At 36.2% G+C, this 16,191-nt stretch carries 11 protein-coding genes; 3 read left to right on the top strand and 8 right to left on the bottom strand.

Going from position 1 to position 16,191, the window contains the following annotated elements; genetic code table 11:
* Positions 1-24 precede the first annotated feature (24 nt).
* The 8 genes from Q1K37_RS03080 to Q1K37_RS03045 form a co-directional block, all read right to left on the bottom strand.
* Positions 25-5,172, bottom strand: coding sequence for a cell wall-binding repeat-containing protein (locus Q1K37_RS03080; protein ID WP_300409257.1), 5,148 nt, complete (start codon positions 5,170-5,172; stop codon positions 25-27).
* 225 nt (positions 5,173-5,397) lie between these two features.
* Positions 5,398-5,655 (bottom strand): GlsB/YeaQ/YmgE family stress response membrane protein, encoded by a 258-nt coding sequence (locus tag Q1K37_RS03075; RefSeq protein ID WP_300409255.1) that lies wholly within the window; start codon positions 5,653-5,655, stop codon positions 5,398-5,400.
* Positions 5,656-5,757: 102 nt separating this feature from the next.
* Positions 5,758-5,982 carry a DUF3343 domain-containing protein gene (locus Q1K37_RS03070; protein WP_300409253.1) on the bottom strand — a complete coding sequence of 75 codons (225 nt, stop codon included), beginning with the start codon at positions 5,980-5,982 and terminating at the stop codon, positions 5,758-5,760.
* A complete protein-coding gene (locus Q1K37_RS03065) occupies positions 5,982-6,188 on the bottom strand; it encodes a sulfurtransferase TusA family protein (protein ID WP_300409252.1) in 207 nt (68 codons plus the stop codon). Before Q1K37_RS03065 ends, Q1K37_RS03070 begins: the two co-directional genes overlap by 1 nt.
* Positions 6,189-7,253: a YedE family putative selenium transporter gene (yedE, locus tag Q1K37_RS03060; protein WP_300409250.1), complete on the bottom strand. Its 1,065-nt coding sequence runs from the start codon at positions 7,251-7,253 to the stop codon at positions 6,189-6,191.
* Positions 7,254-7,448: 195 nt separating this feature from the next.
* Positions 7,449-10,178: a cation-translocating P-type ATPase gene (locus Q1K37_RS03055; RefSeq protein WP_300409248.1), complete on the bottom strand. Its 2,730-nt coding sequence runs from the start codon at positions 10,176-10,178 to the stop codon at positions 7,449-7,451.
* A 210-nt stretch (positions 10,179-10,388) separates the two neighbouring features.
* Complete coding sequence (locus Q1K37_RS03050; RefSeq protein WP_300409246.1) at positions 10,389-11,219, bottom strand: type II CAAX endopeptidase family protein; 831 nt, start codon at positions 11,217-11,219, stop codon at positions 10,389-10,391.
* Positions 11,220-11,229: 10 nt separating this feature from the next.
* Positions 11,230-12,405, bottom strand: coding sequence for a M20 family metallopeptidase (locus Q1K37_RS03045; protein WP_300409244.1), 1,176 nt, complete (start codon positions 12,403-12,405; stop codon positions 11,230-11,232).
* Between the two features lie 132 nt (positions 12,406-12,537).
* Between Q1K37_RS03045 and cls the strand changes: the two genes are divergently transcribed.
* The 3 genes from cls to Q1K37_RS03030 all read left to right on the top strand — a co-directional run bounded on the left by cls (position 12,538) and on the right by Q1K37_RS03030 (position 16,129).
* The gene (gene cls, locus Q1K37_RS03040) at positions 12,538-14,106 is read left to right on the top strand and encodes a cardiolipin synthase (RefSeq protein WP_300409242.1); all 1,569 of its coding nucleotides are present in this window, start codon (positions 12,538-12,540) and stop codon (positions 14,104-14,106) included.
* A gap of 49 nt (positions 14,107-14,155) precedes the next feature.
* Positions 14,156-14,533 carry a YkvA family protein gene (locus Q1K37_RS03035; RefSeq protein ID WP_300409240.1) on the top strand — a complete coding sequence of 126 codons (378 nt, stop codon included), beginning with the start codon at positions 14,156-14,158 and terminating at the stop codon, positions 14,531-14,533.
* 150 nt (positions 14,534-14,683) lie between these two features.
* A complete protein-coding gene (locus Q1K37_RS03030) occupies positions 14,684-16,129 on the top strand; it encodes an FAD/NAD(P)-binding protein (protein ID WP_300409238.1) in 1,446 nt (481 codons plus the stop codon).
* The last annotated feature ends 62 nt before the right edge of the window (positions 16,130-16,191 follow it).

Here is a 16,191-nt window from a genome sequence, read left to right as displayed (position 1 = left end):
AATCGGGGGAATTTGTATGTTTTCTTATTTTACTTCAGCAATGCTGCTTCTACCACCTAATATTATAGAGTCTGTAATCTTATTTTCTCTTAGATACTCTTTAACTGAAAGTGGTATTTCATCTTTTTCAATTAATATAATAGGTGCGCTATATTCTTTTGATAGGTGGGAAGCAACCAGTGCATCGGCATAGGTTCTGGAATTTGCAAAGATCACCTTTTCAGGTTTTTCATTTACAAATTTAGCAAGCTCTATTGCAGTTTCAATTCTAGTCTTTCCTGAAATTCTATTTACATTTAAACCATCATTTTTTAGATTGTTTAAAATGCTATCAGAAATTTGGGAATCTCCACCGACAACTATTACATTTTTAATATCCCAGTTTTTAATAGCCTTAGCTGTTGCAGGGTTTAAAGAGCTATCATTCGTTAAAAGAATTGGAATATTTAATTTTGCCGCTAAACTTCCAGCAGTTAGAGCGTCGATAAAGTTATATCCATTTGCCAAGATTATATCAGTCTTGTTACTAGAGTTCTTTCTAACCTCTTCACCTAACTTAACAGCAGTTTCAAACCTGTCTTTACCTGAAATTCTTTCAGTGTCTATTTTAAGGGATTTGATTTTATTTAACACATCCTCAGAAATCACAGAATCTCCACCGGCAAGAACAACCTTTTTAGGATTAAGTCTCTTAATTTCTGCAACTACTTCATCCATTAAACTATCCTTACCAACAAATAGGATAGGAGCGTTGTTTCCTACACCAAAGGAAGAAGCAGTTAAGGAGTCAATCATCTCTTTATTGGACGCTAATACTACTACATCAGCAGATTTAAAAAGTCTCTTACTTACTTCAACGACTGTAAGTTCACGATTTCTTCCGTAGATCCTATTGGAGGATATCTTTTTAAATACTTCTTTGAAAGTATCAGTATCCTTTATTACATTGCTTTCATCCTTATCAGTTGTTGGAGGTAGTCCTGGAGTGTAAGGCTTATTAGGCTTAGTATCCTCAGAAGGTTTAGTTTCTTCAGAAGGCTTGGTTTCCTCAGAAGGTTTAGTTTCTTCAGAAGGTTTAGTTTCTTCAGAAGGCTTAGTTTCTTCGGAAGGCTTAGTTTCCTCGGAAGGCTTAGTTTCTTCAGAAGGTTTAGTTTCTTCGGAAGGTTTAGTTTCCTCAGAAGTTTCAGTTTCTTCTATGGTTTCACTTGGTGTAGTATCTGATGGTTCGTCAGGAGTTTCTGGTTCTTCTACGTCCTTTAACTTATATACTAACACCAATTCGCCGTTTTTATTTAAAAGTTCTGGCAGGTTCATTCCGTCATAATAGAACTTGTTATGACCAAATCCATCTCTACCAAAAACCAACTCATCGGTGTCCTTAACCTTGTAGCCTTGGAATTCTTCTTTAAATTTGCCATTTTCATCAACTAGTGGAAGACCATAGAACAATGTGTTTGGAGGAAGGTGTTTATACCCCTTGATTGCTTTAGGCTCTACAATATCCTTTCCATCTTGATCCACATGTCTTACAGTTAAATCTATTAAATTGTCTCTTAAGTCCTTAGACTTAGGGCTATTGTCGTCAACAACTGTACCTGTAACGGTAACATCTTCATTGAAGTTTACTCCGTCCGGTGCCACTTCATATTTAAATGTTACTCCTGGTAGGAAACCTTCAAGGTCATCTGCCTTATATGCATTTGGCAAAATCACTTCCATTACCATATTGTTACCATGACCGGACATTCCAAAGGTCTCTTTGTCCTTCATAGCATCCATCATGGTCATCATAACCCTATCTGAAGAGTCAAAGACCGCATCATGAATTGGTGACCAGTAGACTCCAAAGGCATCAATAAGTCTAACCCTTGCCTTTGCAGCATCTAAATTGGTTCCATAAATCCATACCAGACTCTTCTTAGAACCCTGTCCAGTTGGTAGATTTGTATGGGTAATGTCCGCTTCTGTTCCGCCACCTTGGGTGCCATAGGATTGAATTTGTATAAAGTCAATCATTATATCATCAGGATTTGATCCTTTAGGAAGAACTGCAAATACCGACTTAATAAATCTATCTTCTAAAGTGGATAGTAGGGAAGAGGTATAGGTTTTTCCATCATCAAGGGAGACTAAGATCATGTAAGTGTCAACCTTATCTCCGGTATTTTCAGGAGCAGTAAAGGAAATTATCTGATCTGTGTCATTTCCCTCTATAGTCAAGTCTTTAATAATATTGTCAGAACTATCAGAATTGTAGAATTCCCTTTTATCTTTACTATTATCTTGAATTTTTAACTTTAAATTGGATTTATCCCTACCCATCAGGTTAAAACCTTTAACTTCGATGGAAACTTTTCCACCCTTATGGTCAAGTTGATAACCTTCCAAGAACTTGAAGGAGTTTACAACAACGGAATTTTTTGTAATCTTATAGTCTTTTACTTCCCTGTTAAGACCTTGGTGGTTGTAGAAGGATCGCTCTTCAATGTTTAGCTTAAACTCAGGATTTTCTGTTTCAGAAATCTTGAACACAGGTTCTTTAAACTTGATTGTCACTCTGGAATTTTCAATTTCTAGAGTATCTTCAGCACCAAGATTTATGGTCTTACTTCCTGTAATGGTAATGGACTCCTTTAATTTACCAGGACTCACTTCACTAATATCATTGTAGAATTTGATAACTAAAGTGTCATCGCCTATTGTGAAGGACTCCTCAGGATAAATCAATTGAAGACCGTTCATAGTTCCTGTTTCACTTTGTTTAAAGAATAGCTCACGGCTAATGTCGTCAACTTTAACGACTACCTTAAACTCCCTTTCAAGGTTTGTGTCCTTAAGAGGAAATCTTACAGATTGAATGGTATCTGTTCCCATAAACTTTGGTGTCTCAGTTAACTCATATGATACAAAAGAACCGTCTACCTTTTCAAATACTTCATAGGATATATCCTTTGCAAGATTTAAATTACTTCCCTTTATATTTAAGGACTGTTCTAAAGATTTTTCCTTAGATCCCTTTAAAGGCATATTTGGATATAGAAGATAGACATCATCAACATTTGCCTTTTCAACAACCGGTGCTGCCTTAACAGTTAAAGTAAATTCTTCATTTTGAAATTCTGTTTCAGAACCAGTGGCATTAAACTTAATCTTGTAGACTATATCGGAATTTGTAGTATTTTCAGGAATTTCTAACTCAACGGTCTTCCTTGCTTTATCTCCGGAAATGGTGTAGGAAAGATCTTCTACTTGTCCGTCTTTCAAGATTTGTAATTTCACCTTTTCTGGAGAAACTATAGGACTAGTAATCACTGATAAGCTTGTATTTCCGACATTGTGTTCAACTGTCTTTTCGGTTTCCATTAAAATAATAGTAGCTGGTGCAGCTTGATCTAAAGCCTTTTGATTAAATATTTCACTTCCAATTTTATTAAAGGAAGTGTCAGAAATTGAAATTTCATACACTCTTTTAGTGGTTCTATTATTTTTTGGAATGTCCACCACATACATAAGGTCGTGTTCAGACTTATCACTTACTTGGAAACTTCCCTCTAAAGCATAATCGAATTTGCCATCTAATTTGATGGAAGCAACTAAGTCCTCAGGTTTATATTCCTTGGTGTCAATGTAGATAATAGCCTTTCCACCATCTGCTTCTATGATGTTATTTTCAACTAAAAGACTTGTAGTAGGCTCCTGTGGAGTATTGGACTTTGGAGCAACTTTTATAGTAAATTCCTTTTTAATAAACTCTGGAGAATCTCCAGTAGGAGTTTTTGTAATTAAAATACTGTAAACTTCTTCAGTTTCAGCTTGATTTTCAGGTAAGACTACCTTACACATATACTTGTCTTTTCCATTGTCGCTGTCACTGAAAGTTCCCTTTATAGTAGTATCAGAAGTACCCTTTTTAACCTTACATCTTAGTGCATTAGTATCAAAGCCTTCACCACTTATATAAAGTGCTACTTCACCACCAGTACTAGGTAGCTCTGTCTTATTTGGAGTTACAGTAAATTCTTCACTACCAGCTTCACCACTTCCTTTAACAGTCAAAGTTACAGTTTGTACTGTATCTGGTTTATCTACAGTGGAGAAGTTTATCTTATAAACCCAGTCAGTGGAAGTTTTATTTTCAGGTGCAGTGATGATAAATGGAATATTCTTTGAGGATTCTGTAATTTTATCTAGCTTGATTACTAGATTTTCAGCATCAGAAACTTCCTTTGTTACAGTGTACTTGATATTTGTGTCAATTAAATTATCTCCATAAATCTTTCCTGTAACATCCCTTCCATCAGTTGCTTCAATAGTATCCTTGTCAAGTCGAACATTATATATTGTACTTTTCACAGGAGCAGGGTCCTCTGGGTTACTTGGCTTTACGTTTACAGTTAAAGTATGTTTATCTTTTTCTTTACCAATTACATAGAAGTCTATATAGTAAACCCAAGTCTTGGAACTGTTATTTTCAGGAACAGCCACTGAGAACATTACCTGTGTTGCATCTAATGAATAATCAATAAGACCAACCTTAGCAGTAATATCAGGAATATCCGTTGTAGCTTTTCTTATCTCATAACCTATGTTATTAGAAGTCAAACCAGTACCAATAATATTAGTTTTCGCAAACCTATTGGAGCTATCAGCTTCTATATAAATATTTTCTTCTTCTAAATTAGATATTACACTTTCACCTAAAGGCTTTACTGTAATTTCTAAAACATTCTTTGTGTCAAAGTTTGTGTCATTTATTTCCTTTACAAAGATATTGTAGACAATTTCCTTATCCGTATCATTTTCAGGAATCATTGCCTTTAGTTCAGCACCTACAACATAGGAACCGGCTTCACTTACACCTATAGTGAAAGCTAAATCTTCTTTAACTCCATCCTTATAGGTTTCTACTTTAATATCTTCTTTTCTTACCCCTTCCTTAGGGTAGTTGATGTTTACAGCGCCACCAGTAGCACCTATGATATATTTACCATCGGTGTTTACCTTAGGCTCTTCTACGTTGATATGGTACTTACTTGCACCATCAACGGGGGTAGGCATTTCTTCTTGAGCCTGGGTTGCAGTAGGTAGGGCCTGTGCCATGGCTTTTGTCCCAGGAACAATAGCAGATAGAACCATAGCTACCGTAAGAAATAAACTCATTAGTTTTTTCATTAAATCATCCTTTCATATTTTTTTAATCTTCCTCAACAAAAGAGTTGGATTTATTCATTACATGATAATTTTATCACAATGGCTGATTAATGTAAACAATAGTTTAATTAATTTGTAAACATTACAATAATAATAGGTTTAAAGAATTAAGAAATAAAGTTCCATAGAAAAAATCACAAAAAAAAGAAGGTATAGCTTTTAACTACTACCTTCTTTCATGATTTTCTATCTATTTTTCTGAACTGCATTGATAATTGCGAGTAATATTACAGCACCTACGACGGATATTAAAATACTATATAGGTTTATACCATCAGGTTTACCTAAGTCAAAGAATCTATTTGCTATAAATCCACCAATTAATGCTCCAATAACTCCAACAACGACGTTTGCAACTCCGCCCATTTGTTCGTTCTTGCCCATTATCATACTAGCAATCCAGCCGGCTAATGCTCCGACTACTATCCAAGAAATAATTCCCATAATATCCTCCTCAAATTTAAATTAGTAGGAAATTGAATCCTTTCAACTCCCTGTATCTTATAGATATCCAATTATGGGAGATCTTAAACAATTATTTAGAAATTAACAATCTTCATCAGAGTAAATTCCATCGTATTTAAGATCTTTTTCTTCGATAACCCTTTGTACATCCTCTAGTTCATCGGTGGAAATAAAGGCACAGTTACCACAGGAACTACTTAATTTACGGGGAACTGGTCGAAGTTTAACATAAAGATTTCTAGATTTTAGTTCTCTTTCCAGTCGAAGCGCCTCACTAATAGTATGAAAAGTTATTATATGGTTCATTACTTATTAGCCTTGATGGTAATGTCGCTACCGGATTCTAAAACTTCTACCTTAAAGTTTTCAGACTCTAAAAATCTTACTATATTTTCCTTAGCGATATTTGTATCAACCACTATTTCTAAACTCTTATCTCCGGATTTAACTGCATTTTGAGTTTTAATTACGGGTTCTGGACATGAAAGTCCTCTTGCGTCTATGTTCTTCATTTAGTCCTCCTTAGCAAACTTAGTAGTCATAAAAGACATTATGAGCATCACTACGATGATTATAATAGTTGCAATCTTACCATTTGGAGTAGCACCTTCAGGGCTTGAAGCAAGTCCAAAGTTATGGGCAAAAGCTGCACCAATTAAAAGTCCCATTACAGTAACTCCAGCGTCAGTGTCACCTTCAGAAGATAGGATGGTCTGTCTAATAGGACATCCACCTAGAAGTACTGCACCAAGTCCAACTATCACCATTCCAAGGAAGTTCCAAAGACCGTCGGAATGAGCAACAGGTTGGTCGGCAAAGCCTATGTGTAAAGCTCCCTTTGTCAAGATTAGATTACCAACAAGAGCTGCAATGAAAATTCCTAAAATACCCCAGATATAGTGGGTGTCTTTGATTAGGAATAGGTCTCTAAAAGCACCACCAGTACAAAGTCTAGTTCTTTGTAAAATTGCTCCAACTATAAGTCCACCGATTAAAGAGTAGATTATAGGAGCGTGCATGGAACCAGGTCCCTTTTCAGAGAAGAATATAAATGCAGGTTTAGCAAGCAATAATACAAATAACATTATTGCAAATGCCGGTAGGATAAACCCTGCAATTTTAGATTCCTTATAATTTCTTCCTAGAGAATAGCCTTGTTTTAAGAAGAAGATACCTATCAATATTCCTACTACAAATCCTGCAAGACCAACAATGGCATTTAAGTCTCCGCCACCAAGTCTAAAGATCATTCTCAAAGGACAACCTAAAAACACCAAGGCACCTATGGACATAAACACACCATAAACAAATCTTATTAGTGCATTTGAACCACCTCGGGATTTAAAATCCTTAAAGATGAAACTGGAAATTGTTCCACCTAGGATAAGTCCTATGATTTCAGGTCTAAGATACTGAACTACCTCAGCCCTATGTAGACCAAGACCGCCGGCAATGTCTCTCCAGAAACATGCAATACAAAATCCCATATTGCCAGGGTTACCTAAGTACATCAGGATAATACCGATTGCACCTATGAGAAGACCGCCAATAAAAACTTTAACATCTTCTTTTTTCATTTCTTTTCTCTCCTTTTCAAAATATTTTTTATAAAGATTAAATAATCCTTGTTATCATTGTATCATATGATTTTAAAATAAAAAAGGAGATTATTCAATAATTCCTACTTAAACCCTAGTATTTATCAATGTTTAAAGATTATTTCCCATAAAAATAGGGCGTCCAATCCCTTGGACACCCATATTGAATATAGTCTATTTTTTTCTTCTAACCAACTTTACAGCCTCTCCCATAATAAATGGCAATAGGGCAAAAGGAATAATGATTATCCAGTCCCTAAGCACTAGTGGGAAAGTTTCAAATAAGTCATTTAAGAAGGGAACATATACCACTATCAAGGTCAATACCAATGATAGGGAAACCCCTTGAACAAGTCTCTTATTTGACAATGGTCCAAGTTCCCAAAGGGTATACTTAGTCGATCTTACAGTAAATGAACGTAATAGTTCACATAGGATAAGGGTAGTAAAGGCGATGGACCTTGGTTCCCTTAATTCTATTGGATCTAAAGTTCCTGCAGAGTGTAGACTTTGCCATCCTTCAGGAGCATAGAATTTAAGAGCTATAAAGTAGGATGCAAGGACAGCTATGGTTATAGCAATTGACTGTAATACTATGGATACAGTCAGTTCCTTGTCGATTATAGGCTCATTAGGTTCCCTAGGTGGTTGGTTCATAATGTCCTTTTCACCGTGTTCCACTCCAAGTGCTAAAGCAGGGAAGGAGTCAGTTACAAGGTTTAACCAAAGAAGTTGAATTGGTACCAAAGGCACTGGCCAGTTGAAGATGATGGCTAAAAATATTACTAGAATTTCACCAACATTACAACTTAATAAGAAGGATACAAATTTTTTAATATTTGAATAGATTATTCTACCTTCTTCCACAGCGTGGACAATAGTTGCAAAGTTATCGTCTGTAAGGATGACCTCAGCAGTATTTTTAGTAACATCCGTTCCAGTAATACCCATGGCTATACCAATATCTGCCTTTTTAATTGCAGGAGCATCGTTGACACCATCCCCTGTCATAGCTGCAATCTCGCCATTTTCCTTTAAGGCTTTAACTATTTGAACCTTGTTTTCAGGCGAAACTCGGGCAAAGACCCTCTTTGTCTTTACAATCTGACGAATCTCTTCATCGGACATATTGTTTAATTCTCCACCCATAATAGCTTGGGAGTCATCATCTGCAATTCCCAGTTCCTTAGCTATGGCAAGGGCAGTTTCTAAATAGTCACCGGTAATCATCACAGGGACAATACCAGCAGACTTACATTCTTTAATAGCAATTTTTACTTCAGGTCTAGCAGGGTCAATCATTCCTGCAAGTCCAACGAATATCATGTCCCGTTCAATATTTTCAGAGGATATATCAGAAGGAAGATCATCATGAACCCTAAAGGCAAAGGATAGGACTCTAAGAGCTTGTCTTGCAAACTCTATATTTTTATCCAGAATATTCTTTCTCATATCCTCTGTAAGTTCTTCAATCTTTCCATCTATTAAAATCTTATTACATCTTTCAATGACAATATCTGGTGCTCCCTTAGTAAAGGAAACCACCTTTGACTTAATAAAGTTGTCGTGGAAAGTAGTCATCATCTTCCTAGTAGAATCAAAAGGAATCTCTTCAATTCTCTTATATTCCTCATTGGCTGACTCCTTGGTAATTCCAAGCTTTCCAGCTAAGGTCAGCAATGAACCTTCAGTGGGATCACCAATCATGGAATAGCCATCGGATTCCTTTTTTAACTTTGCATCATTGGTAAGTGCACAGATGTTTAAGAAGGTGTATAGAGAACCTTCATTTTCCGCAGAGACCTTATTTTCACCTATTAGAAGTTCGCCCTCTGGTGCATATCCAGTACCAGTTATATTTATCTCTTCATTGTCCACAAAGGCCTTAACAACTGTCATTTCATTTTGAGTCAGTGTACCAGTCTTATCAGAACAAATATAGGTAGTGGTTCCAAGGGTTTCAACGGCAAGAAGTTTTTTAACAATGGCATTTCTTTCAGCCATTCTACTCATTCCCAAGGACAACACTATGGTTACAATGGCAGGAAGCCCTTCAGGAATTGCTGCAACTGCCAAGGAAACGGCAGTTAATACCATGTTTAATAGTTCATGGCCATATAGAAGTCCAACTACCAATACAATTATACAAACGGCAACTGTAAGTATACCAAGGACTTTGGAAAGTCCAGCTAGTTTCTTTTGTAGAGGAGTCTGTTCGTCATCAACTGTGGCAAGTTTTGTTGCAATCTTACCAATTTCAGTCTTTTCTCCAGTTTCTACTACAATTCCCTTTCCTCTACCATAGGAGACTATTGTAGAACTAAAGGTCATGTTGCCCCTGTCTCCAATTCCCACCTCTTCATCATAGGTAAGGGAAGCATTTTTTTCCACGGGAACCGACTCTCCAGTAAGAGAAGCCTCTTCCACCTTTAAGTTTATGGATTCTATCAGTCTTAAATCCGCTGGGACAATGTCCCCGGTTTCAAGTTCCACAAGGTCTCCAGGAACCAACTCCTCTGAAGAAATACTCTTCAGTTCGCCATCTCTAAAGACTTTTGCAGTGGGGGAAGCCATCTTCTTTAATGCTGCAATGGCCTCTTCTGCCTTGCCTTCTTGGTAGATGCTAAGGGCAGCATTTAAAACTACAATTGCAATGATGATAACAGCATCAGACCATTCAGATACCACAGCGGAAAGTATGGCTGCGACGATTAGAATTAAGATCATAGGATCCAAAAATTGCTCTTTAAGTTTCTCTCCCAGGCCCTTCTTTTCCCCTTCCTTTAAAGCATTTGGACCATACTTTTCCAAAAGCTGGGAAGCCTGAGAGGAACTTAAACCGGATTTGGAATTGGAATTTAACTCCTTTTCAATCTCTTCCGGTTTTTTGTTATACCAATTCATTTATTACCTCCTGACATTTTAGGTTTCGCTTATAGAGGACTGTGAAAAACTAGAACTCATTACCTAATAAAAAAGACCTTTGCCTTTACATTGTAAAAGCAAAGGTCTTGCTACCTAATAGGTGTTCAGCCGGGATATAATCCGAAATGACGGCTTAAACGTTAAAGCTACTCCCCTTTTCATTTATTATATATGATTAATCAGTTTGAATCAATTGACATTGTTAATATTGTCCCAGTACTTGTCATAATCCTCTAGAGATAGTTCTCCCTTTTTTCGCCTAAAAGTTAAAGCTATACTTGGAATTACAAATAGTAGGCAAATCATCATGATTATATTAAAGGCCATTTCAGAAAAATTGCCCTCGGGAAGACTGTTTATACTATTGTTTAAAATATGCATTCCAATGGGATACCTAAGGTCATTGATCCTAGAGTAAACCATGCCTAAGAAAATTCCAAAAATCGTCGTGTAAACCATCTGTACCGGATCCTTATGCCATATTCCAAATAGGAAAGCTGCAATGATTATGGAAGTCTTTCTTGAAAAGCCAGTGTTTAAAACATTTATTAAAATTCCTCTAAATAGTACTTCTTCAACCAATGGACCTAGGAGGACCACAGAAATAAATATCCATAAATATTCACCAGATAAAAGATTGGACCAGGTTTCACCAAAGTCCTCATACATCTGCCCAATAATTGGTGTATTTAATGCAACAATACTCAAAAGATAAAGCCAAATAAAGGAAATTCCACAACTACCTAGAGTTATTATAAAAGTTTTTAAAAGAGAATAATCTCCCCTTATCCTTGGGATGACTACATGTTTTTTTAAGATATAGTAGTAGATGATTAGTAGAATTAAACATCCAAGACTATCCCAAATCAAATAGTATCTGTCCATTGTCAATTCATAGTCATATCCTAGAAAAGAAGCTGCAAAAGAAATAATCCCTAGGATAAAGGCAAAGATTAGATCATAGGAGAGTACTAGTAAATAGGACTTTATCAATATTAAAATTCTTTTTTTCTTACTCATTGTAATCACTCTAACTTAAATAGTCCAGGCAAACTTGAACAAAAACCCCAACTCCAAGATACATCAAGTCCTCGTCAATATCAAAATCGGACCTATGATGAGAGACAAAGTCTTTTTCACCCTTTGGATTTGAAAGAAAAAAATAGGTCCCGGGAATCTCCTCCAAATAAAAGGACATGTCATCAGAAGCCATTACTGGAACTTTTAATATGTCGATAAGTCTTGGAGCGACCAACTTTTTAGTGGACTCTATAACAAATTTTGTAAAGGCTTCATCATTTTGCACTGCAGGATATTTAAAATCGTAGATATATTCCGTCTTGCCACCGTACCCAGCTGCGATGGCAGAGGAAACTTCTCCAATTCTTTTGTAGATAAAATGTCTAATATCCTCATTGGTGGATCTACAAGTTCCCTCAATTTCAACAATATCTGGGAGAATATTCTGATTAAAACCACCATCGATTCTCGTCACAGACAAGATGGCAGGCTCAGTTGGAGGAATTTGCCTTGCAACTATCTTGTTGAGGGACTGAACTATTTCACATGCAATATTTATAGAGTCTATGGTATCTTCTGGATGGGCACCATGACCGCCTTTCCCAATGACCTTTATCAAAAATCTATCCATAGAAGCCATGATTGGACCAGTTTTAAAACCTATATGTCCCTTTGGAATACTTGGATCAATAATACCTCCATGAAGACCTAAAATTGCAGAAACATCCTTTAAAATGCCCCTCTCAATTAAAGGCTTTGCCCCTCCGGGATATTCCTCTCCACCTTGGAATATCAGTTTTACACTGCCAACAAGTTCACTTTTAAGATCTTGTAATAGCTTTGCTGCACCAAGGAGGATGGCGGTATGGCTGTCGTGGCCGCAGGCGTGCATATTGCCATTTGTTGAAGTAAAGGTGAGGTTTGTGTTTTCTATAATGGGAAGGCCATCCATATCGGCCCTAAGTGAAATGGTTTTACCGGACCTTTCACCTTTGATCACACCTACAATGCAGGAGATGTCTTCAAACTCTTCGTATTCTATGCCTAGTTTTCTAAGTTCCTTTGTCACATACTCCATGGTCAAAGGCAGATTAAGACCAATTTCTGGAATTTTATGAAGATTTCTTCGATGATTTATTATATAGTCGGAGACCGACTTTGCAAGCTCAAGTTTATTCAAATCCATAATCTACGTCCTTTCTAAAGAAATTATACCATTTAATTAAAGAATTTTAGAAATAAAAGTAGATCTATTTCCCAAAAACTAAAGCTTTGTATTAAATTCTGCTATAATTATGGTAATAGTCGAGGTGGAAAGATGAGTAAATTAAATGATAATAAGGTTTTACTTTTAAATAAGGGCAAGAGGGGAGTTTTTAAAGCACTATTTAGTAGAATGGGAATTATACTTTTACTTATAGTGCTACAAGTGCTATTATTAATCTCCATATTTCGTTGGCTAAAGTCCTATAGTTCAATTCTATATATAGTAGGAATAGTAATCTCAGCCATCATAGTCTTTCAGTTGATAAATAAGACCATGGATCCAACATCAAAATTGACTTGGATGTTTTTAATATCCGCATTCCCTCTATTGGGAATAGTCCTATATATTTTTATAACCCACGATTTAGGAAATAAATTTGTCACCAAAAGGGTAAATAGCATTGTCAAAGAGACCAAAAACTACATAGATCAGGACCATGGGTTATTAGAGGAAGTAAAGGAGGAACACCCAGAGCTTTACACATTGGGGAACTATATCCAAAACACCTCAAATTATCCAATATATAGAGAAAGTAACGCAAAATATTTTTCCACAGGAGAAGAGACCTTTAAATATATGATTGAAGAGCTTGAAAAAGCAGAGGACTTTATTTTCATCGAGTACTTTATCATCACAGAAGGATATATGTGGGGCAGAATATTAAATATTTTAGAAGATAAGATAGAACAGGGAGTTGAAGTTCGGGTAATGTATGATGGAACCTGTACATTTTCAAACCTTCCCTACAACTACCCAGAAAAATTAAAGAAAATTGGAATAAAATGTAGGATGTTTTCACCCCTTAAACCCTTTATCTCAACCCATTATAACAATAGGGACCACAGAAAGATTATGGTAATAGATGGTAAAGTGGCATTTACAGGAGGTATCAACCTTTCCGATGAGTACATAAATCTTGTAGAAAGATATGGCCATTGGAAGGACAACGGCATCATGATTAAGGGAAGGGCGGTAAAGTCCTTTACCCTGATGTTTTTACAGATGTGGCATCATATTGATGGAGAAAAGGAATTTGAAGGCTATTTAAAAAATAGCTCTGCAACCTGTGACGACGGATACATCATACCCTATGGGGACATACCCACCGACCATGAAAGGGTTGGCCAGTCCGTCTACATGGATATAATAAATGGAGCAAGAAAGTACCTATACATCATGTCTCCCTACTTTATTGTAGACCATGAAATAGTTAGGGCCTTGGCCTTTGCAGGCAAAAAGGGAGTAGATGTTAGGATTTTACTTCCTCATATTCCAGATAAGAAGACTATCTTTGCAGTAGCTAAAACCTATTATCGTGACTTGATAAAAGCAGGTGTAAAAATCTATGAATACACACCGGGATTTGTCCACAGTAAAGTCTTTTTATCCGACGATAAAATTGGAGTTGTAGGAAGTATCAACCTAGATTATAGATCCTTGTATCATCATTATGAAAATGGGGTATATCTATATAGAACCCAATGTCTTGAGGATATAAAAAATGACTTTTTAAACTCCTTTGAAGTCTCACAGGAGATGACCTTGGAGGATGTAAGAAACGAACCTTTCACAAGAAAAGTTATAGGAAAAGTTCTCAAGATATTTGCACCATTACTATAGGGGACAGATGGCAAGGTTCTACTTGTCCCATAAAAAAGGGGAGGTAATTATGAATCCTAAAAAGATTTTAGATAGCCTTATGGGAAAATCCAGTGGAGTTTTAAATAATAAGAATAGATTTTTTAATCTATTTAAAAAATCCGTTACAAAATCCAATAAAGTTAAGGAATTTTCCGGAATTAAATCGGATTTATCGGCGGTCTTTGGACTAGTTGGAGACTTCCTTACAGGTAAATATAAAGAAGTATCAAAAACATCCCTACTACTAATTATAGGATCCTTTCTATACCTACTAAATCCTATGGATATAGTCCCAGATTTTATAATCGGTATAGGTTTTCTAGACGACTTAGCAATATTTACCTATATGATAAAAAAGATACAAGGCGAATTGGATAAATACAAAATTTGGAAAGAAAAACAATAGGATTGAGAAATGGCTTATTTGACAATAGGCCATTTTTTATTTGGCGTGACACCAAAAACCAAGCCATCTTAAGGTAATTACCCATATACATACCTATTTAAGTTTAAGAAGTATTTATTAGGGTAATCAATCTTAAGGAGGATTGATAAAATGCGAAAAATTGCAATAGTTGGGATGGGGACATCTGGTATGGCCATATTGGCGGCCTATGAAAAGATGTTTTCACCTGAGGAATTAGGTAAGTTTCAGTTTGACTGTTATGACAAAGAGGAGAGTTTTGGTAGGGGTTATCCCTATAGGGAGGACTCCAGGGATTTGATTTTAAATTTAAAGACTGACAAACTTTCCTATGACTATGAAAAGGTAGAGGACTTTAAAGACTGGTATGATGAAAATGATAAAGAATATCCTGGATATTCTCCAAGGGCTGTCTTTGGACAGTACACTAAGGACAGGATGGAGGAGACTGTAAAAAATACTGGTGCCAATAAGATTTTCTCCTTGGTTTCAAGAATTGACAAGCTGGAAGACTCCTGGGAAGTTGAAGACGAAAAAGGTGATGTTAGAGTATATGATGAAGTTCACCTTTGTAACGGAGAACTGGGACAAAAGAGGATTTTTGATTTGAAACCTTCGGATAAATTTATTCAGGATATATATCCGGTAAATGAAAAACTAAAGGACATCCAGGAAGATGATAAGGTTGTTGTGGTAGGAGCTGGTCTAACTGCTGTTGACTTGGTAAGTCATCTGCTTCATACAAAAAATGTTAAAAATGTAGTGATGTTCTCAAGAACTTGTGTAATTCCTACGGTAAGGGTTGCACCTACTCAACTTAAGGTGACCCATCTGACTATGGATTTATTAAAGAAGGAGTTAAAGGAAAATTACAATAGGGTTTCCTTTGAATGGTTCGATGAAAACTTTACTAAAGAGCTTGAAATTCACGATATCAACTATGAAGACTTCCTAAAGACCCATATGCAAGGGGGTATTGAAGGTCTTGTTTACAATATTGAAAATCCAGATGATCTGGCTAGAGTTCAGGCGCTACTGCCACCTATGAATGGAATTTTCAACTTGGTATGGGATAGCATGACTTTAGAGGATAGAAAGAAGTTTAGAGAAAAGTACCATCCATTTATGTGTTTGAACCGTTCACCTCTTCCTATGGAATCTGGTGAAATGTTAATTGAGGCAAAGGAAAAGGGAATTCTTGAAATGCCTAGGGAAGTAACAGAGGTAAAAGAAGCAGAAGGTGGATTTATTCTTGTAGATGAAAAGGGAAATAGAGTGAATGATCAGGTCTATGATTACTGTTTAAACGCTACAGGACTTGACACATCCTTAAGCAGGGTTGAAATTAGAAACCCACTACTACATTCCCTAATAGATAAGAGATACTTGATGGTGGATGACTATGGGGCAATTACAGTGATTCCTGAGACAATGGAGGCCATTTCTCCACGTTATGGAACTTTGAACAATTTCCATGTCTATGGTGTTTTAGCATCAGGGGTTCAATATAGGAACAACTCCACTATGATGATTCAAATGACAGCCCATAAAGTTGCAAAGTTAAAGGCTAATAAATAGTTTGAGGGGAGTAAAACTCCCCTTTAAAATTGTCATAAAACTTTTAGGTAAATTTGCTGTAA

Origin of the sequence: Lagierella sp., assembly GCF_029983815.1 — a bacterium.
GTDB lineage: Bacteria > Bacillota > Clostridia > Tissierellales > Peptoniphilaceae > Mediannikoviicoccus.
This window is presented reverse-complemented; position numbering and strand designations above follow the sequence as displayed.

Excerpts from the sequence above, each read along its gene's own strand:
- Q1K37_RS03080 (WP_300409257.1), bottom strand. The coding sequence starts at position 5,172 with ATGAAAAAACTAATGAGTTTATTTCTTACGGTAGCTATGGTTCTATCT.
- Q1K37_RS03075 (WP_300409255.1), bottom strand. The coding sequence starts at position 5,655 with ATGGGAATTATTTCTTGGATAGTAGTCGGAGCATTAGCCGGCTGGATT.
- Q1K37_RS03070 (WP_300409253.1), bottom strand. The coding sequence starts at position 5,982 with ATGAACCATATAATAACTTTTCATACTATTAGTGAGGCGCTTCGACTG.
- Q1K37_RS03065 (WP_300409252.1), bottom strand. The coding sequence starts at position 6,188 with ATGAAGAACATAGACGCAAGAGGACTTTCATGTCCAGAACCCGTAATT.
- yedE (WP_300409250.1), bottom strand. The coding sequence starts at position 7,253 with ATGAAAAAAGAAGATGTTAAAGTTTTTATTGGCGGTCTTCTCATAGGT.
- Q1K37_RS03055 (WP_300409248.1), bottom strand. The coding sequence starts at position 10,178 with ATGAATTGGTATAACAAAAAACCGGAAGAGATTGAAAAGGAGTTAAAT.
- Q1K37_RS03050 (WP_300409246.1), bottom strand. The coding sequence starts at position 11,219 with ATGAGTAAGAAAAAAAGAATTTTAATATTGATAAAGTCCTATTTACTA.
- Q1K37_RS03045 (WP_300409244.1), bottom strand. The coding sequence starts at position 12,405 with ATGGATTTGAATAAACTTGAGCTTGCAAAGTCGGTCTCCGACTATATA.
- cls (WP_300409242.1), top strand. The coding sequence starts at position 12,538 with ATGAGTAAATTAAATGATAATAAGGTTTTACTTTTAAATAAGGGCAAG.
- Q1K37_RS03035 (WP_300409240.1), top strand. The coding sequence starts at position 14,156 with ATGAATCCTAAAAAGATTTTAGATAGCCTTATGGGAAAATCCAGTGGA.
- Q1K37_RS03030 (WP_300409238.1), top strand. The coding sequence starts at position 14,684 with ATGCGAAAAATTGCAATAGTTGGGATGGGGACATCTGGTATGGCCATA.